Consider the following 19,913-nt stretch of genomic DNA (forward strand, 5'->3'; position numbering starts at 1 on the left):
CGCCATTGCCGTTTGAAGCGATGCCAAACGGGCTCCCCTCTGAGTAGCGACTATGGCATAAAGAAAAGCCGATAGGGAGTCATATATTTCCACTGCATGGACAGGTTGCTGGCAAAGAGGGCCAGAGATATGACCAGAAAGAGCAGGGTCATCAGCTTCCGGTTCTTCTCGCGGGGCACATGTAAAACCTCTGGAATGGCCAGACACTGGGCCTGCAGAAAATAGTGGGCCAGGCGATAGCCCTGGGTCATATTCTGGGTCAGATTTAAGACGGCCACCCCTGCCGCCAGGATTCTCATCCAGGGATTTTTCAGACTCCTGGGGCAGGCGTAGCAGGCCACTAGGACAGCCAGATTAATCCCGAAAACCTGCAGGGGAACCCCCCATCCGCCATCGCTTCGCATGGCATTGCCCTCTCTGAAAAAGTAGTGCTGGTAAATCTTGGGCACAAAGAGCAGGATGGTCTTCGTGGTCATGATAAAACCCAGCAGATAGGTTCCCAGGAAAATGATAGCGGCCTGCCTCAGATTAAAGCGGACCCAGATCATCAAAAGGCCCAGGAAAAAGATCCAGGCGGTCTTATGGAACCCGATCGCAACCAGCATACACAGGCCCGCCCGGATATACTTCTTACGCAGGGCCATATCCACCGCCAGAAAGCAGAAGCTCATGGCGATGCACTGGCGCATGATATTAAAGGTCTGCTGATAGAAGTAGAGCCCGTAATACAGGGCCATGGCCCAGAGGGCATGCTCCGTGTACCTGTCAAAGAGGTAGGCCATGGGAATGATGCAGAGCAGGGCTGTCAGAAAGAGAATCCACTGGTAGTTGCCCCCCAGGAAAATCACCGCCTTGTTCATCCAGACATAGAGGGGCTCCACCCAGGAATCCAGGCTCTTCCCCACCAGAAGAAAGTTGAAATAGCGATGGTATCCGTCCGCGGAGTCCAGACCGATGCTGTTGTTTCGCAGCCCCGCGAAAAGCACAAGGAGCGCAGTCTCGCCGTAGAGAAGCTGCGCCCTGGTCGCCCATGTGAACTGATATCGATCCGCCAGCCAGGCGACAGTAAAGAGAGCGATAAATATCCCTATGTAGATCATGCTTACTCCTGCTGGGACTGGAAATAGGCGTCGCAGACCTCATTGACCTGGCCGGACATAACCGCGTTCCCCTTCTCGATCCAGAGCGCGTGATCACACATGCGCCTCACATCGTCGATGTTGTGGGAAACGAAGAGGAGGGTCGTTCCCCCACTCAGCATCTCGTTCATGCGGTCCATGCACTTGTGCTGAAAATGCATATCCCCAACGGCAAGAATCTCGTCGACAATCAGAATGTCAGGGCGGACGATGGTCGCAATGGCAAAGCCGATCCTGGCCTGCATTCCGGAGGAGTAATTCTTGACCGGCATGTCCAGAAAATCCCAGAGCTCCGCGAAGTCGACGATCTCATTGAAATGGTCTTCCATGAACTTGCGGCTGTGGCCCAGGAGCGTGCCGTCCAGATAGATGTTCTCCCTGGCCGTCAGATTCATGTCGAGTCCCGCACCCAGCTCGATCAGGGGCGCGATGGTCCCCGCCACCTTGACCGTCCCCTTGTACGGCTTTAAGATGCCGGAGATCAGCTTGAGCATGGTGGATTTCCCGGAGCCGTTGGTCCCGATCAATCCCCAGGCCTCGCCCCTTTTGACCTTGAGGCTGACATCCTTGACCGCCAGAAACTCCTCGAACATGAGCTGGTGCTTGATTAATTTAATGAAGTATTCTTTCAGATTGTCGATATTCTCCGACGCCTTATTGAAGCGAACGGTGACATGATCGACATCAATCATATAATCTTCCATCTTGCCGCCTCTCTTTAGATGTAGAGGATGAACTTGTCCTGTGTTCTGGAGAAGGTGAAGCTGCCGACTGCCAGAGCCAGGGCGGAGAATCCGATCCCCATCAGGAGCAGCCGGTAGCCCGGCAGATGTCCTGAGATGATTACGTCGCGGAACTGGGTCACATAGGAGTATAGGGGATTGATCAGCTTGATGATGACCTTAAGGCGGTCCGGCAGAAGCTCAAAGGGATAAAAAATCGGCGTCGCGTACATCCAGGCCGTCAGCAGGGCACTGTAGATGTACTGGATGTCCCGGAAGAAGACATTGGCCGCGCTCATGAAAAGACCGACCCCCAGACAGAAGAGGTAGAGCTGGGCCGCCACCAGGGGAATGGCCAGCATGGACCAGTGGAAGGGGGTTTTGGTGAAGATGATTACCAGGAACATAGCTCCCAGGGAAAAGAGGAAGTCCAGCATCCCGGAGGTTACCTTGGACAGGGTGAAAATATATTTGGGGACATAGGTCTTCTTCAGAAGGCTGGCATTATCCGTGATGGAATATATGCTCTGGGTCGTGGAGGCGCTGAAGAAGTTGAACATCATCTGTCCGGAGATCAGATAGACCGGATAATAGGGAATATTCCAGCGAAAGATATTGGAGAAGACGATGTACATGATCACCATGATCATCAGGGGATTTAAGACACTCCATACATAGCCCAGAAAGCTCCTGCGGTATTTGAGCTTGAGATCGCGCGATACCAGTTCCTTCAGAAGATCCCGATATCCAAACAGCGTTTTCCGATTCGGATTCATGCTTAACCTCTCTTTTGGCTCCCCCCGGAGCCAGGAATCTTATCTCTTCATCTCTCGGTTTCACCTGCACATGTGACGCTTAACCCGGTAAATATACACCAGGCGCCTGCGAGAAGCAACTGAGGAAAGGCAGGATGCACTCAGCGAAAGGCCTTCGGTTTTTTGATCCGCAGAGCCAGATAGGCCAGGGGCAGGATCAGATAGTTGCAGGCGCGCAAAAGACGAATGCTCTTCTTGTCTGTCGCCCCATAGATGGCCGGATGCTCCAGGCGAACCCCGCGGTCAAAACGGCGCAGGCGTTCGATCGAAGAAAAACGGTTGCCCATGCTGATGTAGATCTGAAATTCATTCTCCAGAAGCTGAGCGCAGCAGCAGACGATATAGTGACGCCGGATCCCACTCATATCGGGCAGCCTCTCATAGAAGGAGGCCAGACTGTCAAAGACCCTGCGGTGCATGCGATGATTCTTCTGCATGCTCTTTAAGCTCATGGACTGGCCGCCCCGGCCCAGTCGGTAGCAGTAGATCTCACGCGCATCGTAATATACGTTTTTGGCCAGGGGGATCGGGTAGGCAATGTACTCGGCATCCACATAGAAGCAGTGCTCATCGATCTGCTGCCCCATCCCCTGGAGCAGACTGGTCTTAATGGTCATCGAGTGCATTTTGATGACCTGGTCCACCTGACCGCTGTCAAAGCTGACAGCATGCCCGTAATTCTCCTCACACCTGGTCGGTTTTTTGACCGAGAGCAGGCATCCGCTCTCGTCCTCGACACAGCGGTAGGCGGAGGCGACGATATCCGCGGGTTCCCTGGCCAGAAGGTCTAAAAGTCCCGGCAATTCCCGGCTATTGAGCCAGTCATCCCCGTCGACCACCTTAAAGTAACGCCCCCGGGCCCGTTTGATCCCGTAGTTGATCACGGATCCGTGTCCCCCGTTTTCCTTGTGGCAGAAGAAAATACTCTCGGGATATCTCTCGCAGTAACCGGCCGCGATCTCACCCGTTCTGTCCTCTCCCCCGTCGTCCACGACCAGGATTTCCAGCCGATCCATACAGGCGGGGTCATCCAGGCACATAGAGGACAGGCAGCGGTCAATATAGGCCTCCACATTATAGGCCGGTATCACGATCGTCAGAAGCTTCATCGGCGTAATCCTCTCTGATAAATGAGCCTGCGCAGGCCGCTCGGAACCAGAGTCATGAGGGCCGTTCCCAGGACTGCTTTGATATAATCGCTTCCCGGCAGAAGGCCAAGCTCTCTCTCCTCTCTTCGCAGCTTCAGATAGCGGCGGAAGTATTGTATCCCGCCTCTTCGCTCATAAGTGGATCCCTCCACCCGCATGCGCACAAGTACCCGCGGCAGATTATAAAACTTCTCCCCTGCCGCCAGCATTCGAAGCCAGAGGTCATAGTCCTCCAGAAGAGGATCGTGCCGGTAAGATCCGACAGCCTCCACCCTCTCCCTGCGAAAGACAGCGGTCATATGATTGACGGGGTTTCTGAATTTCCCATAGGCGGCGATTTCCTCTGCTGTCTCAGGCATCTTCTTCAGCCGTCCCTCTCCCGGCTGCGCCGGATCAAACTCCTCGATCCAGGAGCCCAGGACGGAGCACTCCGGGTGGTCAGCCAGATAGGCCATCTGCAGCTCAAACCGGCGGGGCAGACAGATATCGTCCGTATCCATGCGGGCTACAATGTCATGGGAGCAGTGCTTTAGGCCGATGGCCAGCGCCCTGCCCAGTCCCACATTCTCGGCCAGGGGCACGAATCGGATGGCGGGATAACGCCCGCAGAGCTCTTCCACGGTCCTTGCCAGGGGCAGAGGCAGAGGGCCGTCCCCTACCAGAACCAGTTCTTTTGGAGGGAGCGTCTGGTCCATGGCGCTGGCGATGGCCTCTTTCAGATACTTTGGTTTTTCCCGTCCATAGACGGACATGAGAAGGCTGAATTCCATCTATTTCTCCTCATCAGTTGCCAGGATATCCACTTCCTGCTGACCGCAGGACTCTTCTGTCTCCCCCGTTTCCGAAACTCCGTCCTCACTCTCCTGCGCGGACTCAGCAGGATCACCGTCACCGGTCTCCTCTGTATCCTTGCGCTCACCCAGCACATTGGCGTTGGTCGCTCCCTCTTCCAATCCCTGGGTGGAGTCCTTCATGAAGACCACACAGATTGTCATGAGGATCAGCTGCAGGTCCAGGGCCAGAGACTGGCGCTGAACATAGATGATGTCGAGCTTGAGCTTATCATAGGAGGTGGTGTTATAACGGCCGTAGACCTGGGCATAACCGGTCAGCCCCGCCTTCACATGCGTTCGATAGGCGAATTCCGGAATGGTGCTCTGGTACTCTCGAATGAGCTGCGGGCGCTCCGGCCGGGGGCCGACGATACTCATATCTCCCATGAAAATATTGAAGAGCTGGGGGAGTTCGTCCAGACGAGTAGCCCGGATGAACTTGCCTACAGGAGTGATCCGATCATCATTCTCGGCCGCCAGACGGGCCTTGCCGTCCTTCTCCGCGTTCTGAACCATAGAGCGGAACTTGTACATCTTGAACTCTCTCTGATCCCTGGTACAGCGAACCTGCTTGTAGATTGCGGGCCCATGGTCATAGAGACGAATGGCAATCGCAACCGCCAGCATGATTGGAGAGGCAATCACAATCCCAATGGAAGAGAGAACAATATCAATGATCCGCTTGACGAAACGCTGCGGGAGAGACATGCCCAGATTGCGGCAGAGATAGAGCGGAGTATCCACCACATTGACCTCAGCGGAGTATTTCACCAGAATGTCGGAAATCTTAGGTGTGAAATAAACTCTCTTGTCACGGTCAAAGCAGTACTTGAGGATCTTGTTCTTGACCTCTGACGGGATGTCATTGATCAGGACGGCATCATAGCGGTCAATACAGGCAAAGACCTCCTCCAGCTCTTCCGTATAAGAAATCGAGGCGTCGATATGGTACTTGTCGTCTCTGAGATTCATCTTGTGCGGCAGGGTATTCTGATACTTCCCATAAATCTGCAGGAGTTCAAAGGGAGGAAATATCCGCCGGTAGAGATCTGTGACAATAATGGTGTAAACGAAGAGTTCCGCCGTATTAATCAGCATGATCATCAGATACTGGCTCAGAATATACTGGATAAAAAGCACGCGGCCAATGACCAGAGTGGTGATGCCCAGGGCGATGACATTTGTCATCAGCATGGCCACGGTCTGTCCGATCAGAAGGGCTGATTTGCGTCCTCTCCCGAAGCCGAACCCGCCCAGCATCATGATGAAGGAAAAGCTAAGGAGCGCGTAGATGATCTCGATCAGCAGATTTCCCTTGTTCAGGAACGCGATGGGCTGGAGCATATTCAGGCGGTCTCTCCAGAAGTAGGAGAAGGTCCAGGTGAACATGAGCACCATGAGCACATCAAAGAAAGTTCGGTAGACATATTTCCAGGTCTGCCGGTTGATGCGTCGCTTTTGCATAGGTAACTCCTTCGCTGTCACAGGGCAAAACCCTGAAGCGCTTACTCCCCAAACTCCTCATTGACACAGTCCAGAGCCGCTGCCAGATCCTTGTCCATGTCATAGTACTTATACTGTCCCAGGCGTCCGCCGAAGATCACATCGCCCTCAGCTGCCGCCTCCCGGGCGTATTTCTCATAGAGGGCATTATTCCTGTCGTTATTGACCGGATAGTAGGGTTCGATCCCCGGCTTCCACTCCGTGGAGTACTCGCGGGAGATAATGGTCTTGGGCTGTTTGCCGAACTCGAAATGCTTGTGCTCAATAATGCGGGTGTAGGGAACCTCTCTCTCGGTGTAGTTGACAACCGCGTTGCCCTGGTAGTTCTCCATATCCAGAGTCTCGGTCTCAAAGCGGACGCTCCGATACTCCAGAGGGCCGAACTTGGAATCGAAGTACTCGTCGATCTGGCCGGTGAAAAGGATGCGGTCATAGCTGACCTCAGCTCCGTCAGACAGCCGGGCTGTGTATGTGCCGTCGGCGTCCTTTACTGCCGTCTTGCGCAGATCATAGAAATCCTCGGATGTCCTCACATCGATTCCCTCCAGCATTTTCTCGATGATCTGCGTGTAGCCTCCCATTGGGATCCCCTGGAAGCGGTCGTTGAAATAGTTGTTGTCGTAGATGAATCGGAAGGGCAGACGCTTGATGATAAAGGCGGGAAGGTCTTTGCAGTCCCGCCCCCACTGCTTCTCCGTGTAGCCCTTGATCAGCTTCTCGTAGACGTCTCTGCCCGCCAGAGACAGGGCCTGCTCCTCCAGGTTCTTTGGATCCGTGATGTTCAGCTGCGCGATCTGCTCGTCGATCTTGGCCCTGGCCTCCGCGGGCGTCTTGATGTTCCACATCTTGGAGAAGGTATTCATGTTAAAGGGCAGGTTGTAGAGCTCATCCTTATAGACGGCGACCGGGCTGTTGATATAGTTGTTGAACTCAGCAAACTGATTGATGTAGTCCCAGATTTCCCTGTTGGAGGTGTGGAAGATATGAGCGCCGTAAATATGCACGTTGATCCCCTCTTCCTCCTTCGTGTAGATATTCCCCGCAATATGATTCCGCTTGTCAATCACCAGGCAGTCCCTGCCCCTTTTCTTGGCCTCATAGGCGAAGGTCGCGCCGAAAAGTCCGGCTCCTACCACAAGATAATCATATTTCTTAGCCATAGTCATCTCCTTATCTCCTGTCTTCTCCGCCGGTCATCTGTCGCCGGAAGTCCATCCCCTCTTCGGCAAGATGTCCTCATTATAGCACACCGCCTCAGGCTGGTCGGCTACTGCCCCGCAGTCCGTCCTTCCTCTCAGGCCGGGCGGCCACTGCTCCGCGGTCCGTCCTTCCTCTCAGGCCGGGCGGCTGATCTTTCGCACCGGGAGTCTCTTACTGCTCCTCCTCGTCTGCGAAGCCTCCCTCCACCAGCTCGACCAGGGCCGCGAGCGCCTCTTCCTCGTCCTGACCGTCACAGATGATGTCGATGACGTCTCCGAATTGAGCTCCCGCTCCCAGAATCGAGAGCATGCTCTTGGCATTGGACTCTATATTGTCATCCAGATGAAATTCTATGTGACAGTCATAGTGCATGGCTGTCTCACAGAATTTGCCTGCCGGCCCTATTTTCATTCCCTCCGGATTCACGATTTTCACTGTCTGATGAACCATTTTATCCTCAAATCTGTTGCTCTTGTTGCTATCAGTCCCCGGCCGCCGCTGATGCTTCGGCCGCGAACTGACTCACTGACTGCTCACCGTCAGTCTGGTTGTCGTCTCCGGCGTCAGCAAATCCTCCTTCAGATTCAGCTTGACGCGAACGGTATGGCTTCCCGCAGTAAGTCCGCTGGCGTCAACACTTCCTGTGATATTCTCCGCCTGCAGCTCATTGATCTCCGACCCGCTTCCGGTGATGGACACGGTCACGGTCTGGCTCTCGAATTTACCCTGGTAGCCAGAGGGCAGCTTCTGGATGGTCAGGTTGGCTGTCGGAATATCAAACTGCCTGGTCACCTGTCCCTCCAGGGTCACAATCACCGTCACCTTGCTCTGGTTGGGATCGACCGGCTTGATGCCGCTGGGCAGATAGGAGCTGATGTCCACGGAGATATCACTGGTCGCCGTGATCTTGGACAGGTTGACTGCCGAGGCCGGAATCGTAATCTCCGTCACCTTGTTCAGATCGGTGGCATTGCCCATAATCTGAATACTCTGCGGCGACACGGTGACGCTGACCAGGTTCAGCCCATTGGCCGGGCTCTCAGACTGATTCACTGTAACGGGAACCGTCTTGGTCGCGAACACCTCGGCGCTCACATCGACAGATTGAACAGACGTGGTCAGATTGGTCGTGTCAACTGCCTCTCCCGACTTGTCCAGGTACTTGAGCGCCACACTCTTGGACAGCTTCCTGTTCGCCTTGCTCACATCCAGGTTCGCCTCGACCGCAGCGATGGAGGACACCACATCCTCCGGACCGGTGACCGTCACCACGCCCGGATCCGATTTGACCTCCCCCAGAGCGTAGCCGTCGGCCGGATTCCCTGTGGTCTTGGCTTCAATGGTGAACTGGGTCGTCCTGGCGTTCGTCACCTTGACGTCGACATAATAGTTCTTGGCCCCGACAGAGACCTGATTGGCATAGCGGTTGATCTTGATCTCCACCGGAACCTGACTGTTGTTCTCAATGCGCGACAGATCTGCCGTCGCTGTGAAATCAGCGCTGGAGAGCCTGTCAATCACCGAGCGCTTGGCCGTCACCCGCACGCTGACTGTGTCGGAGTTCTTCAAGACGGTGTAGTACTTGCCCGCCGCTGTCAGCGCCGACTCATTCTGCATCGTGACGGGGACGGAGAAGGACTTGTACTGGGTCGGATCGCTGACGCTTGTGACCATCCACCAGAGAAGGATCGCAAAGAGAAGGGCCAGCAGCTTAAAGATCAGGTTCTTCAGGAAGAGATCTCTCACTTTATTTGCCATGGCCTGCCTCCTTCCTGCGGGATTTGACCGGCTTCATGCGGCTGGTATCTCCCCCCGCCGCCTTGGCCAGGTCGATGGGCCTGGTCAGCTGGGCGCTGTCCGCAAAAGCTCTTCTCTCCGAGGCCGTCTGGCCGGCAGACGGGCTGTCAGCGGGAGTGGGATCCGGTCGGTCCTTGTCCTTTCCGCTCTCAGGCGTCTCCTGCAAGATCTGTATCCGAACCAATTCCTCGGTCAACTGCTCAGGCGTCAGATTGCGCCTTAACTCCCCCTCCCTGGCTGTGGATACGGCGCCCGTCTCCTCTGAGACAATAATCACCAGACCGTCGCACAGCTCGGACATGCCAATCCCCGCCCGGTGACGGGTCCCCAGGTCCTTGGAGAATTCCATGTTCTCAGACAAGGGCAGATAGCAGGTCGCCGCCACAATGCGATTGCCTCGAATGATGACTGCACCGTCATGCAGAGGAGTGTTCTTCTCGAAGATATTGATCAGAAGCTGACTGGTGACAAGGGCGTCCAGATCAATCCCCGTCCGGATATACTCCGTCAGCCGCATATCTCCCTCGATGACGATCAAGGCTCCCGTTTTAACCGCTCCCATACTGAAACAGGCCTTGGTCAGATCAGAGACCATCTTGTCATCAAAGCGCTTGGGGTCAGCCCTTGTGATCCGAAACGCGTCAAGGACCCGGCGGAAGTCATTTCTCCCCAGCGTCTCCAAAGCCCTGCGCAGCTCCGGCTGAAATACGACAACCAGGGCAATCACGCTGGCGTTGACCAGGCGCTCTCCCAGCCAGAGAATCGTATTCATCTGTAGGATCGCGGCCAGAATGAAGAATACGACGATGACAATCAGCCCACGGAAGAGCATCCAGGCCCTGGTATTTTTGATCCAGATCAAAAGCTCATAGAGAAAGACGGCGATCAGGAGGATCTCAATGACATCTGTGGCATTGACGCTCGGCAGACCGGTGCCGAAATACTCGGTCAGTCTCCCGTAAACACTGTCCAAGATCTGACTCATTGCTCGGCCTCCCCTCTGTCAGCTTCCTTCGTGATGCGCTTAATGTGCTTCTCCTCCTCTGTCAAGCGGATCTTGGGCACGGCAGTGACATAATAGTAGTACTCGTCGTCTTCAAAGCTGACATTCTCCACCCGGCTGTAATCCAGATTCTTGATGAAGAAGCTCAAGATGACGCCGAGGGCAAAGAGGATGACATTGACAATAAAGAGACTCAGGATGCGTCCCCGGTTGCCGGTCAGAAGGTAACCCACCATCATGACAAGAAACTCCGTCACGATTCCGCTTCCCGCCGCCAGTCTCCAGCTCTGATGCACGGCGCGCTCCCTGACCGTGTATGTGACCATGAACATCAGCATGAGCGCCACCATATAGAAGTAAAAGAGATTGTTGCTGAACATGTTGCTCATGAGCAGTCCGGGAAGGGAGGCGGCCTTGCCCCCCTCCATCAGCAGGGCGGAATTTCTTCGCACAAGCAGGAAGTAATAGGAGAGGATCCCTCCGCAGATGATCCCAGCCACCTCCTGGACGCCGCCGGTCAGCGCGGAGATCATGGGCAGGGCATAGGGGATTTGCAGGGGATAGGCCAGCGGCAGAAAGACAATATTGTGAAGGTGCTTGGCCCCATAGAAATTCGTGACAAAGAAGGCCACAAGAAAGAGCCCCAGGCCCACCAGGGCGACCTGAGTCGACAGGGCGAAGAGTTCCAGAAGCAGGATTCCCATAATAACCAGCGAACTCGCGCTCAAGGGAATCATGGCGCAAAAGATTGTCAGCCCCACAATCATCAGAGGAGATCTGAAAAAGGGCAGGTAGCCGAAGTAGCCGTTAATCACCAGAAGGCTGGCCAGAGTACAGGCTCCCCGCATTGCGCGGACGGCCCCCTTCTCATGGCGACTGATCAATCGGTTTATGCGGGATTCTAACTGAATTAAGAGATTCATTCTTCCTCCCTCCGGTAGATCTCTTCCAGGCCCTCAAGCTGATCCTGAAAATGAGCCATCACTTCAAGGCCCTTGTCATAACGTCTTCTTGCCCTCTGCCCCACCCCGCGCAGGTAGATGTAGATGAACAGCAGGTAGACCAGAAGTCCTATCGTCACCGCGAGAATCAGAAAAGTCGAATTGATCCTTTTGACCACAAAAGCAAGCAGAAGAGCGATGCCGGCAGCGTAAGCGATCGCGTAGAAAATGCTCCCCGCGATCAGTCCTAAAAGAAGCTTCGTATGAACATAATCGTCTCTTGTATAGGATTGGGTTCCTGCGTATTCCCGCAGTTCGTTCTTCTCGAACATTGCCAGTTGGGTCATATACCTGACCCGATCAACGTTGAGCATGCTATGCCCCTTTCGTTTTCCTCCCGGTAACAGGCCAAATTCTCCTGTGATTATATCATAAGGGTCCCTCAGAGATCATCCCGCCCGATGCAGATGGTCAGCAGATAAACCGCTTCCGCTCCCGCCTCAAGCAGGACCTTGCTCGCGGCGTCGCAGGTGCTCCCTGTGGTGTAGATATCATCCACCAGAAGAATCCGATTTCCCCGCAGACAGATATCCTCCCTGGCCAGGGCAAAAGCCCCTTCCAGGTTCTTCCTCCGCTTCTCCCTGCTCAGAGTCTTCTGGGGAGCTGTATCCCGGGTCCGAATCAGCAGTCGAGAAAGCATGGGAATCCCCACCGCCTCTGACAGGCCCTGGCCCCAGACGGCTGCCTGATTGTATCCTCTCCTTCGCTCCTTGGCCGCGTGCATGGGCACCGGGACAATCCAATTGACTCGGATCCGGGCAAGCCAGTCCGCTCCGGCCAAAATGGCATTCTCCCCATTTCTCTTCCCCCTCCGACAATCCGGGTCCGCCCCATACCGCCTCAGGGCCTCCGCCGCGAAAATCCTCCGGTAGGACAGCCTGCGCGAGTACTTAAAACGGTACATAGCCTCCTTCATAGGCCCCCTGTAGATGAAGAGAGACTTCCCCTGGGTGAAGAGGTGCTCCTCTTTCCGACAGTCCGCGCAGCGCTCCTGTCTCTCGTCGCCAAGCGCTTTGCCACAGATCTTGCAGCAGGGTTCCTCCGCCAGAACGATTTGCTCCAGGCAGGAGCCGCAAAAGCCCCTTTCTCTCTCCTCCGGTCGAAGAACTCTGTCGCATCCGGGACAGGTGGGCGGATAGATGATTGACGTCCATTTCATAATGATGCTCCCGCATCTCTCTTTTCATCTACGATTTTAGCATTTTTCTCAGGCATTTTCCCGGGTTATCTGATTCATCTTTTCCTGCGTCTGTACCTGCTCTGTGATCCGCTGACAGAGCCCGGAGAACCGTCTGGCCTGCGTGTTGTTGTCACACATTTGCCGGAAAATCTGCTCCTTCCCCACCAGGGTGACGCAGGATCTGGCGCGGGTCACCGCCGTATAGATCAGATTGCGGTTCAGGAGCATACGGGGGCCGTCCAGCAGCGGGATAATGACTGCCGGATACTCTGACCCCTGAGACTTGTGAATCGTGATCGCGTAGGCCAGCTCCAGTTCATCCAGCTGCTTGAACGGATAGGTCACCAGACGATCCTCGTCATAGCGGACCGTCAGGCTCTGGCTGAAGTGATCTATCTCCTCAATCCGCCCCATGTCCCCGTTGAAGACTCCGGTCCCCCGGTCGAAGACAAGGCCGTACTCGCTGCGAACCTCCCACTCCATCTGATAGTTGTTCTTGATTTGCATGACCTTATCGCCCTCGCGAAAGATCCTCTCCCCGCAGCGGTATTCCCTTCGGGACTCCCCCTCGGGATTCAGATATTTCTGCAGAATTTCATTCAGTCTCTCCACCCCCAGCAGTCCCTTTCTGCTGGGAGTCAGGACCTGGATGTCGAACATGTCCGCCCCCACATAGGCAGGCAGCTTATCCCGCATCAGCTGCAGGGTCACGCTGATGATATGATCCGCGTCCTCTCTCTCCAGGAAGAAGAAGTCCTTGCTCTTATTGTCGAGAATGACGGTCTGTCCCCGGTTGATTCTGTGGGCATTTACCACGATATCGCTGGCCTCAGACTGGCGAAAAATCCGATCCAGCCGCACGGTCGGAAAGGCCCCCGAATCAATCAGATCCCGCAGAACGTTTCCCGGACCAACGCTGGGCAGCTGATTGATATCGCCGACCAGAATCAGGCGGGTCTGATCAGCGACCGCCTTGAGCAGAGCGTGCATGAGGGAAATATCCACCATGGACATCTCATCGACAATGATGACCTCTGCCTCCAGGGGGTGGAACTGGTCGCGCTCAAATCTCCCCAGAGACTCTCCCTCCTCTCCCGCGCCACCGCTGACCTCCAGGAGACGATGGATGGTTTTCGCCTGACATCCGGTCGCCTCCGACATGCGCTTGGCCGCCCGACCGGTCGGGGCGGCAAGCTGTACATTGAGACCCTGGTCCAGAAAATAGTTGAGCATGGCTCGAATGGTCGTGGTTTTCCCGGTCCCCGGCCCGCCGGTCATCAGGCAGACCCCATGGCGAATGGCTGTGGTGACCGCCTCCTTCTGCTGGGGATCCAGTTCCATCCGCTCGCCTTGCTCCAGTCTGGCAATTGCCGCTTCAATCTGGTCATCCTCCACATGATAGTTGTGATTTAAAGCCAGCATCATCCCCGCCGTCATTTCTTCCATGCGGTAAAATGCCCCCGCATAGACCTGCGGATCTTCCCGGCCCCGGATGACAATCTTCTTCTCCATGGCCATGTTCATAAGATTGGCTTCGACATCTTGCGGATCCAGTCCCAGCATCTGTGCCGTATTCCGCAGCAAAAGCTCCTTTGGCAGATAGGTGTGACCCGAACAAGCAGCCTGATTCAAGATATAGAGGACGCCGCATTGGATCCTGTATTCGGAGCTGGCGCTGATCCCGACCTTAGACGCGATCTCATCCGCGATCTTAAAGCCCACTCCGCTGATATCCTCAGCCATGCGGTAGGGATTGTTGGCAATGACGCTGTAGACCTGGGAGCCATACTGCCTATATACCTTCATGGCTAAATTCGAGTGAATCCCATAGCTCTCCAGGAAGACCATAGCCTCACGGGTATCCCTTTTCTCTATGATCTGTCCGCAGATATCCAGGGCCATTTTCTCGGAGATTCCCTTGATCTTGGACAGGCGGGTCGGATCCTCCTCCATGACCCGAAAGGTGTCTCCCTTGAAGGTCTTGACAATACGGGCAGCCAGCTTTGGCCCCACCCCCTTGATGGCCCCGCTGCCCAGGTAGCGCTCCATGGCCACGGCATCCTCCGGCGGGCGGACCTCATAGGAAGTCGCCTTGAACTGCTCTCCGTAGGAGGCATGCATGACATATTCCCCCTGGAGGGTCAGGTTCTCTCCCTCTGAAATTCCCGGAAATGTTCCGACAACCACCTCCTGTTCCCCGTTGACCGCCACAGACATCACGGTATAGGCATTCTCCATATTGTGATAGATGATGTGATCTACATAGCCATGGATTTCCATGCTCACTCCTCATCGGCAGTCCAAAGCACCGTCCGACATGGTCGGGCAGGCCAATGGCTCCGGCTTCAATCGCTCTGTGATCCTTCTACTGTTGCGGACAATAGAAGGCACGGGATGTGGACTCCAGCGTCATAAAAAGTCCCACGCATCATCCCCGCTGAAAACAGGCGGATATCTGCATGGGACTCAGCATTTTCAAAAAATTTCCGACTGACAGCCAGACGACCGACTGTGAACTGCAGCCCGGCGCTTTCAGACAGATCAGCAAAAATCTTCAATCTGCCGTCAGCTTATCGCCGCTCAAGAGATCTACATACTTGCCGGTACCGATCGCGACACAGGTCATGGGTTCCTCCGCCGTCATCGCATTGATTCCGGTGCGCTCCTCCATCAGCTGTTCCAGACCGCGAAGGAGGGAACCTCCTCCGGTCAGGATGATTCCCCGATCAGCCACATCGGCTGCCAGCTCCGGAGGCGTCTTCTCGAGGACGGAATGCACCGCCTCGACAATCTGGACCGTTGGCTCGTGCAGGGCCTCTTCCGTCTCCTCCGAGGAAACCGTGATCACCTTGGGAAGGCCGGTAACCAGATTCCGGCCGCGGACATCCATCGTCTTTGTCTCATCCAGAGGATAGCAGCTGCCAATCTTGATCTTGATGTCCTCCGCGGTGCGCTCGCCGATCAGAAGGTTGTGCTTCTTGCGCATATAGCGAACCAAAGCCTCGTCGAAGTTATCTCCGGCGATCTTTATCGATGTGCTGACCACAGAGCCTCCCAGGGAGATTACAGCGATATCAGAGGTTCCTCCGCCGATATCGACAATCATATTGCCGCAGGGCTTGGAGATATCGATCCCGGCCCCGATTGCGGCCGCGATTGGCTCCTCAATAATGGCGACCTCTCTGGCGCCGGCCGCATAGGTAGCGTCCTCGACCGCTCTCTTCTCCACTTCCGTGACTCCTGAGGGCACGCATACGGAAATGCGGGGCTTGCGATAGCTCCGCCTGCCAATGGCCTTCTGAACAAAGTACTTGATCATCTTCTCCGTGACCGTGTAGTCTGCGATCACTCCCTGACGCAGTGGCCGCACCGCGATAATATTGCCGGGCGTACGGCCAATCATGAGACGGGCCTCCTCACCGATCGCCTTGATCTTGTTGGTGTCACGGTCAAAAGCGACTACGGAGGGCTCCTTGAGAACAACTCCCTTACCCTTCACATATACAAGAATGCTGGCCGTACCCAGATCAATACCGATATCCGTTGAATTCATTCGGAACTCCTTCCCCTTCTTCTATCTGCAGATCCCTCGCCCCCCACAGGGGCGTCGCACGGGATCACAAGTCATCTCTCAAATGGGCTGCCCGCTTCCGGGCGGACTACTTAATTATTATAGCGAATCATCCGCGTATTTCAATTTAGGAAATGGTTTGCTCCGGTTCCAGTCAAAAAAAGCGCCCCGGCCAGGCCGGAGCACTTTGAAATGATAATTTTACAGGTTCTCCCGGATTCTCCCAGGTTCTCCCGAGCGGCGCCTGATCTCAGGGTCAGTGGGTCAGCTCGTAAGCCTCATGGCAGGCCCTGCTGATGCCATCCCAGTCCTTTGCCCTGACCAGATCCTTCTTGCAGACCCAGGTACCGCCAACGGAGATAATCTTGTCGAAGGCCAGATAGTCGTTGACATTCTGCGGATTCACACCGCCGGTCGGCATGAACTTGAGCTGGGGGAAGACGGAGGCCAGTGCCTTGATCGTTTTCAGACCGCCGTATGCCTCCGCGGGGAAGAACTTGACCATGGGCAGATTGTAGCGCAGGGCATTGGCGATATCTGTCGGTGTACAGGTGCCGGGGCAGTAGGCAACGCCATGGCCGATTGCGTATTGCGCCACCTCATCAGAGAAAGAGGGGGCGACAATGAACTGCGCACCCGCGTCGATGGCTCTTGCGCACTGCTCTCTGTCAAGAACTGTCCCTGCGCCGACAATCACTCCCGGAACTTCTCTTGCAATACGGGCGATGGATTCTGCGGCAGCCTCCGTGCGGAAGGTCACCTCCGCCATGGGAAGTCCCCCGGCCTCCAGGGCCCTGGCGAGAGGTACGGCATCCTCAGCATCGTCAATGACAACAACGGGACAGACCTTAATCGCCGCCAGTTTCTGCATAAACTCTTCCTGATTCATTCTTGCCTCCTCATTCGAATTCAGTCATCAGATAGTTTTAGAGTAGCACCCCTCTCGATCGGGTGAAATCTATAAACTTGCTTATTTATTTGTAAATATTGCGCAGAAGGGCATTTCTTGCGAGCCATTCAACCTCTCATGGATTGCAGGTCACCTGGCAGGTTATCTGTCCCCTCACGTGTTGCAGGGTACCTGTCGCAACCCCAGTCCTCTCATACATTCCAGGATACCTGTCATTTTCTCACCTGCTGTCCTTTTGCTGCAGTCTTGAGGTAGGGCGCGAGGTACTCTCCGGTATAGCTTTCCTGGACCTTGACGATCTCCTCCGGCTTACCCTTGGCGATCACTCTTCCTCCTCCATCGCCCCCTTCCGGACCCAGGTCGATGATATAATCGGCGCACTTGATCACGTCCAGGTTGTGCTCGATGACGACGACGGTATTTCCTCCCTCAGAGAGCTGGCGCAAAATTTTGACCAGCTTGTTGACGTCCTCAAAATGCAGTCCCGTCGTGGGCTCGTCCAGCACATAGATGGTCTTGCCCGTACTCCGCTTAGACAGCTCTGTGGCCAGCTTGATCCGCTGGGCCTCACCCCCGGACAATTCCGTAGAGGGCTGCCCCAGGCGCACGTAGCCCAGACCGACATCATAGAGGGTCTGAATCTTGCGGCGGATTGTCGGCACATTGGCGAAGAACTCCAGGGCCTCTTCCACCGTCATATTCAAAACGTCATAGATGCTCTTTCCCTTATACCTGACCTCCAGGGTCTCCCGGTTATAGCGCTTGCCCCCGCAGACCTCACAGGGTACATATACATCCGGCAGGAAGTGCATCTCAATCTTAATGATACCGTCGCCCGCGCAGGCCTCACAGCGGCCTCCCTTGACATTGAAGGAGAAGCGTCCCTTCTTATAGCCTCTGGCCTTGGCGTCCGGGGTCCCGGCGAAGAGGTCACGGATCATGTCAAAGACCCCTGTGTAAGTAGCGGGGTTGGAACGGGGCGTGCGGCCAATGGGGGATTGATCGATGTCAATGATCTTATCCAATTGCTCCGCGCCCTCGATCTTCTTATATTTCCCCGGGACCAGACGAGCCCGGTTGAGCTTTTTAGCCAGGGACTTATAGAGGATCTCATTGACCAGAGAGGACTTGCCGGAGCCGGATACCCCGGTCACAACCGTCATGACGCCCAGGGGGATCTCCACATTGACATTCTTGAGATTATGTTCCACTGCCCCTTTGATCTTCAGCTTACCGCTGGGCTTTCTTCGCTCTCCGGGCAGATCAATCCTGCGCCTGCCCGCCAGGTAGTCGCCCGTGATCGACTCCGGCGTATTCATAATATCTTCCACGCTGCCAGCGGCTACCAGCTTCCCCCCGTGTTCACCGGCTCCCGGTCCGATATCCACCAAGAAATCCGCCTGCCGCATGGTATCCTCATCGTGCTCAACGACAATCAGGGTATTCCCTAGATCCCGCAGACCGCGCAGAGAGGCCAGAAGCTTGTCATTGTCCCTCTGGTGCAGGCCGATGGATGGCTCATCCAGGATATAGGCGACCCCCACCAGTCCGGAACCGATCTGGGTGGCCAGGCGGATCCGCTGGGCCTCGCCCCCGGACAGGGTCGCTGTCGCTCTGGCCAGGGAGAGGTAATCCAGACCTACATCGTTGAGGAATCCCACGCGCCCACGGATCTCCTTTAAAATCACATCGCCGATCTTGTGCTGCTGAGCCGTCAGCTTATCGTCAATCTCCCGCAGGAAGGTCAGGAGATTTTTGACAGACATATTGGTCACTTCATAGATATTCTTACCCGCCACAGTGACTGCCAGGGCCTCCTGCTTCAACCGCTGCCCATGGCAGAGGGGGCAGTCGGAAAAGCGCATGAAGGTCTCATATTCCGCCTTCATCGAGTCAGATGCCGTCTCCCGGTAGCGGCGGTTCATATTCGCGACCAGTCCCTCGAACTGAATGTCATAGTCCCCCTCGCCCCTCTGCCCCTTATAGTGGACCTTGACGCTCTTGGGAAAGCCATTGATAAACATATCGCGGATCTTTTTGGGCAGCTTCTCGTAGGGAGTATCCAGTGAGAACCCATACTCTCTGGACAGGGCCTTTAAAATGGCATTCGTAAAGGACTTTCCGTCATTGGCCGACTGCCAGCCCATCGCCTGCACACAGCCCTCATTGAAGGAGAGACTCTTGTCCGGAATCATCAGATCCTCGTCGAACTCCATCTTATAGCCCAGGCCGAAGCACTCAGGGCAGGCTCCAAAGGGATTATTGAAGGAGAAGGTTCTCGGTTCGATCTCATCAATGGAAATCCCGCAGTAAGGACAAGAATAAGACTCCGAGAAGCGGATGGGATCTCCTCCGATCACATCGACAATCATGAGACCGTTGGCCAGCTTGAGGACGTTTTCGATCGAGTCTGTCAGTCGCTTCTCGATGCCGGGCCTGACTACCAGGCGGTCCACCACGATCTCGATATTGTGCTTGATGTTCTTCTCCAGCCGGATCTCCTCGGAGAGCTCATAGGGGTTTCCATCCGCAATCAGGCGGACATATCCGGACCTTCTGGCGGAGGCAAAGAGCTTCTCGTGGGTTCCCTTGCGACCGCGAACCACCGGCGCCAGCAGCTGAATCCTGGTCTTCTCAGGCAGGGCCAGGATCTGATCCACCATCTGATCTACCGTCTGCCTGTGAATCTCCCTGCCGCAGTTGGGGCAGTGGGGAATCCCTGCTCTGGCATAGAGCAGGCGAAAATAATCATAGATCTCCGTCACCGTTCCAACAGTGGATCGCGGATTGTGACTGGTGGACTTCTGATCGATGGAAATCGCCGGCGGCAGGCCCTCGATTTTCTCTACATCCGGCTTCTCCATCTGTCCCAAGAACTGCCTGGCATAGGAAGAGAGAGATTGCATATATCGTCTCTGGCCCTCCGCGAAGATGGTGTCAAATGCCAGCGAGGACTTCCCTGAGCCGGACAGGCCGGTCAGAACAACGAATTCATCCCTGGGAATATCCAGGCTCACATTCTTTAAATTATGTTCATTGGCGCCCCGGATCTTAATGTATTTGCGCTTACTGCTGTCAGCCATAGTTACCT

Annotated in this window: 17 protein-coding genes; all 17 read right to left on the reverse strand. The window is 55.3% G+C overall.

Annotated elements, in window-relative coordinates; translation table 11 throughout:
* Nucleotides 1–50 precede the first annotated feature (50 nt).
* Nucleotides 51–1,100: an EpsG family protein gene (locus GCWU000342_RS07210; RefSeq protein ID WP_006906709.1), complete on the reverse strand. Its 1,050-nt coding sequence runs from the start codon at nucleotides 1,098–1,100 to the stop codon at nucleotides 51–53.
* 2 nt (nucleotides 1,101–1,102) lie between these two features.
* On the reverse strand, nucleotides 1,103–1,843 hold the full coding sequence (locus GCWU000342_RS07215) for an ABC transporter ATP-binding protein (RefSeq protein ID WP_006906710.1): 741 nt from the start codon (nucleotides 1,841–1,843) through the stop codon (nucleotides 1,103–1,105).
* A 14-nt stretch (nucleotides 1,844–1,857) separates the two neighbouring features.
* Nucleotides 1,858–2,637: an ABC transporter permease gene (locus tag GCWU000342_RS07220; RefSeq protein WP_006906711.1), complete on the reverse strand. Its 780-nt coding sequence runs from the start codon at nucleotides 2,635–2,637 to the stop codon at nucleotides 1,858–1,860.
* Nucleotides 2,638–2,777: 140 nt separating this feature from the next.
* On the reverse strand, nucleotides 2,778–3,785 hold the full coding sequence (locus tag GCWU000342_RS07225) for a glycosyltransferase family 2 protein (RefSeq protein ID WP_006906712.1): 1,008 nt from the start codon (nucleotides 3,783–3,785) through the stop codon (nucleotides 2,778–2,780).
* The gene (locus GCWU000342_RS07230) at nucleotides 3,782–4,594 is read right to left on the reverse strand and encodes a glycosyltransferase (protein WP_006906713.1); all 813 of its coding nucleotides are present in this window, start codon (nucleotides 4,592–4,594) and stop codon (nucleotides 3,782–3,784) included. The genes GCWU000342_RS07225 and GCWU000342_RS07230 overlap by 4 nt, the downstream gene beginning before the upstream one ends.
* Nucleotides 4,595–6,121, reverse strand: a complete 1,527-nt coding sequence (locus tag GCWU000342_RS07235; RefSeq protein ID WP_006906714.1) for a sugar transferase — start codon at nucleotides 6,119–6,121, stop codon at nucleotides 4,595–4,597. It abuts the gene before it with no gap.
* Nucleotides 6,122–6,162: 41 nt separating this feature from the next.
* Nucleotides 6,163–7,326: a UDP-galactopyranose mutase gene (gene glf, locus GCWU000342_RS07240; RefSeq protein ID WP_006906715.1), complete on the reverse strand. Its 1,164-nt coding sequence runs from the start codon at nucleotides 7,324–7,326 to the stop codon at nucleotides 6,163–6,165.
* A 205-nt stretch (nucleotides 7,327–7,531) separates the two neighbouring features.
* Nucleotides 7,532–7,810, reverse strand: coding sequence for an HPr family phosphocarrier protein (locus GCWU000342_RS07245; protein ID WP_006906717.1), 279 nt, complete (start codon nucleotides 7,808–7,810; stop codon nucleotides 7,532–7,534).
* Between the two features lie 72 nt (nucleotides 7,811–7,882).
* Entirely contained in the window at nucleotides 7,883–9,118 is a 1,236-nt protein-coding gene (locus GCWU000342_RS07250) for a CdaR family protein (protein ID WP_006906718.1), read from the reverse strand.
* A complete protein-coding gene (cdaA, locus tag GCWU000342_RS07255; RefSeq protein WP_006906719.1) occupies nucleotides 9,108–10,142 on the reverse strand; it encodes a diadenylate cyclase CdaA in 1,035 nt (344 codons plus the stop codon). Before cdaA ends, GCWU000342_RS07250 begins: the two co-directional genes overlap by 11 nt.
* Nucleotides 10,139–11,083, reverse strand: coding sequence for a hypothetical protein (locus GCWU000342_RS07260; protein WP_006906720.1), 945 nt, complete (start codon nucleotides 11,081–11,083; stop codon nucleotides 10,139–10,141). The genes cdaA and GCWU000342_RS07260 overlap by 4 nt, the downstream gene beginning before the upstream one ends.
* Nucleotides 11,080–11,475, reverse strand: a complete 396-nt coding sequence (locus GCWU000342_RS07265; protein ID WP_006906721.1) for a hypothetical protein — start codon at nucleotides 11,473–11,475, stop codon at nucleotides 11,080–11,082. Before GCWU000342_RS07265 ends, GCWU000342_RS07260 begins: the two co-directional genes overlap by 4 nt.
* 68 nt (nucleotides 11,476–11,543) lie before the next feature.
* A complete protein-coding gene (locus tag GCWU000342_RS07270) occupies nucleotides 11,544–12,320 on the reverse strand; it encodes a ComF family protein (RefSeq protein WP_006906722.1) in 777 nt (258 codons plus the stop codon).
* 48 nt (nucleotides 12,321–12,368) lie between these two features.
* On the reverse strand, nucleotides 12,369–14,621 hold the full coding sequence (gene recD2 / locus GCWU000342_RS07275; RefSeq protein WP_006906723.1) for an SF1B family DNA helicase RecD2: 2,253 nt from the start codon (nucleotides 14,619–14,621) through the stop codon (nucleotides 12,369–12,371).
* Nucleotides 14,622–14,895: 274 nt separating this feature from the next.
* Nucleotides 14,896–15,894 carry a rod shape-determining protein gene (gene mreB, locus GCWU000342_RS07280; protein ID WP_006906725.1) on the reverse strand — a complete coding sequence of 333 codons (999 nt, stop codon included), beginning with the start codon at nucleotides 15,892–15,894 and terminating at the stop codon, nucleotides 14,896–14,898.
* A gap of 274 nt (nucleotides 15,895–16,168) precedes the next feature.
* Complete coding sequence (eda, locus tag GCWU000342_RS07285; protein WP_006906726.1) at nucleotides 16,169–16,801, reverse strand: bifunctional 4-hydroxy-2-oxoglutarate aldolase/2-dehydro-3-deoxy-phosphogluconate aldolase; 633 nt, start codon at nucleotides 16,799–16,801, stop codon at nucleotides 16,169–16,171.
* 233 nt (nucleotides 16,802–17,034) lie between these two features.
* A complete protein-coding gene (uvrA, locus tag GCWU000342_RS07290; RefSeq protein ID WP_045001068.1) occupies nucleotides 17,035–19,905 on the reverse strand; it encodes an excinuclease ABC subunit UvrA in 2,871 nt (956 codons plus the stop codon).
* Between the last annotated feature and the right edge of the window lie 8 nt (nucleotides 19,906–19,913).

The organism is Shuttleworthella satelles DSM 14600 (genome assembly GCF_000160115.1).
Classification (GTDB): domain Bacteria; phylum Bacillota; class Clostridia; order Lachnospirales; family Lachnospiraceae; genus Shuttleworthia; species Shuttleworthia satelles.

Bases quoted from the DNA above. Each gene is read 5' to 3' on its own strand.
- glf (WP_006906715.1), bottom strand. From the start codon at position 7,326: ATGACTATGGCTAAGAAATATGATTATCTTGTGGTAGGAGCCGGACTT.
- cdaA (WP_006906719.1), bottom strand. From the start codon at position 10,142: ATGAGTCAGATCTTGGACAGTGTTTACGGGAGACTGACCGAGTATTTC.
- GCWU000342_RS07260 (WP_006906720.1), bottom strand. From the start codon at position 11,083: ATGAATCTCTTAATTCAGTTAGAATCCCGCATAAACCGATTGATCAGT.
- GCWU000342_RS07265 (WP_006906721.1), bottom strand. From the start codon at position 11,475: ATGCTCAACGTTGATCGGGTCAGGTATATGACCCAACTGGCAATGTTC.
- GCWU000342_RS07220 (WP_006906711.1), bottom strand. From the start codon at position 2,637: ATGAATCCGAATCGGAAAACGCTGTTTGGATATCGGGATCTTCTGAAG.
- GCWU000342_RS07270 (WP_006906722.1), bottom strand. From the start codon at position 12,320: ATGAAATGGACGTCAATCATCTATCCGCCCACCTGTCCCGGATGCGAC.
- GCWU000342_RS07225 (WP_006906712.1), bottom strand. From the start codon at position 3,785: ATGAAGCTTCTGACGATCGTGATACCGGCCTATAATGTGGAGGCCTAT.
- GCWU000342_RS07210 (WP_006906709.1), bottom strand. From the start codon at position 1,100: ATGATCTACATAGGGATATTTATCGCTCTCTTTACTGTCGCCTGGCTG.
- uvrA (WP_045001068.1), bottom strand. From the start codon at position 19,905: ATGGCTGACAGCAGTAAGCGCAAATACATTAAGATCCGGGGCGCCAAT.
- recD2 (WP_006906723.1), bottom strand. From the start codon at position 14,621: ATGGAAATCCATGGCTATGTAGATCACATCATCTATCACAATATGGAG.
- GCWU000342_RS07215 (WP_006906710.1), bottom strand. From the start codon at position 1,843: ATGGAAGATTATATGATTGATGTCGATCATGTCACCGTTCGCTTCAAT.
- GCWU000342_RS07235 (WP_006906714.1), bottom strand. From the start codon at position 6,121: ATGCAAAAGCGACGCATCAACCGGCAGACCTGGAAATATGTCTACCGA.
- eda (WP_006906726.1), bottom strand. From the start codon at position 16,801: ATGAATCAGGAAGAGTTTATGCAGAAACTGGCGGCGATTAAGGTCTGT.
- GCWU000342_RS07230 (WP_006906713.1), bottom strand. From the start codon at position 4,594: ATGGAATTCAGCCTTCTCATGTCCGTCTATGGACGGGAAAAACCAAAG.
- mreB (WP_006906725.1), bottom strand. From the start codon at position 15,894: ATGAATTCAACGGATATCGGTATTGATCTGGGTACGGCCAGCATTCTT.
- GCWU000342_RS07250 (WP_006906718.1), bottom strand. From the start codon at position 9,118: ATGGCAAATAAAGTGAGAGATCTCTTCCTGAAGAACCTGATCTTTAAG.
- GCWU000342_RS07245 (WP_006906717.1), bottom strand. From the start codon at position 7,810: ATGGTTCATCAGACAGTGAAAATCGTGAATCCGGAGGGAATGAAAATA.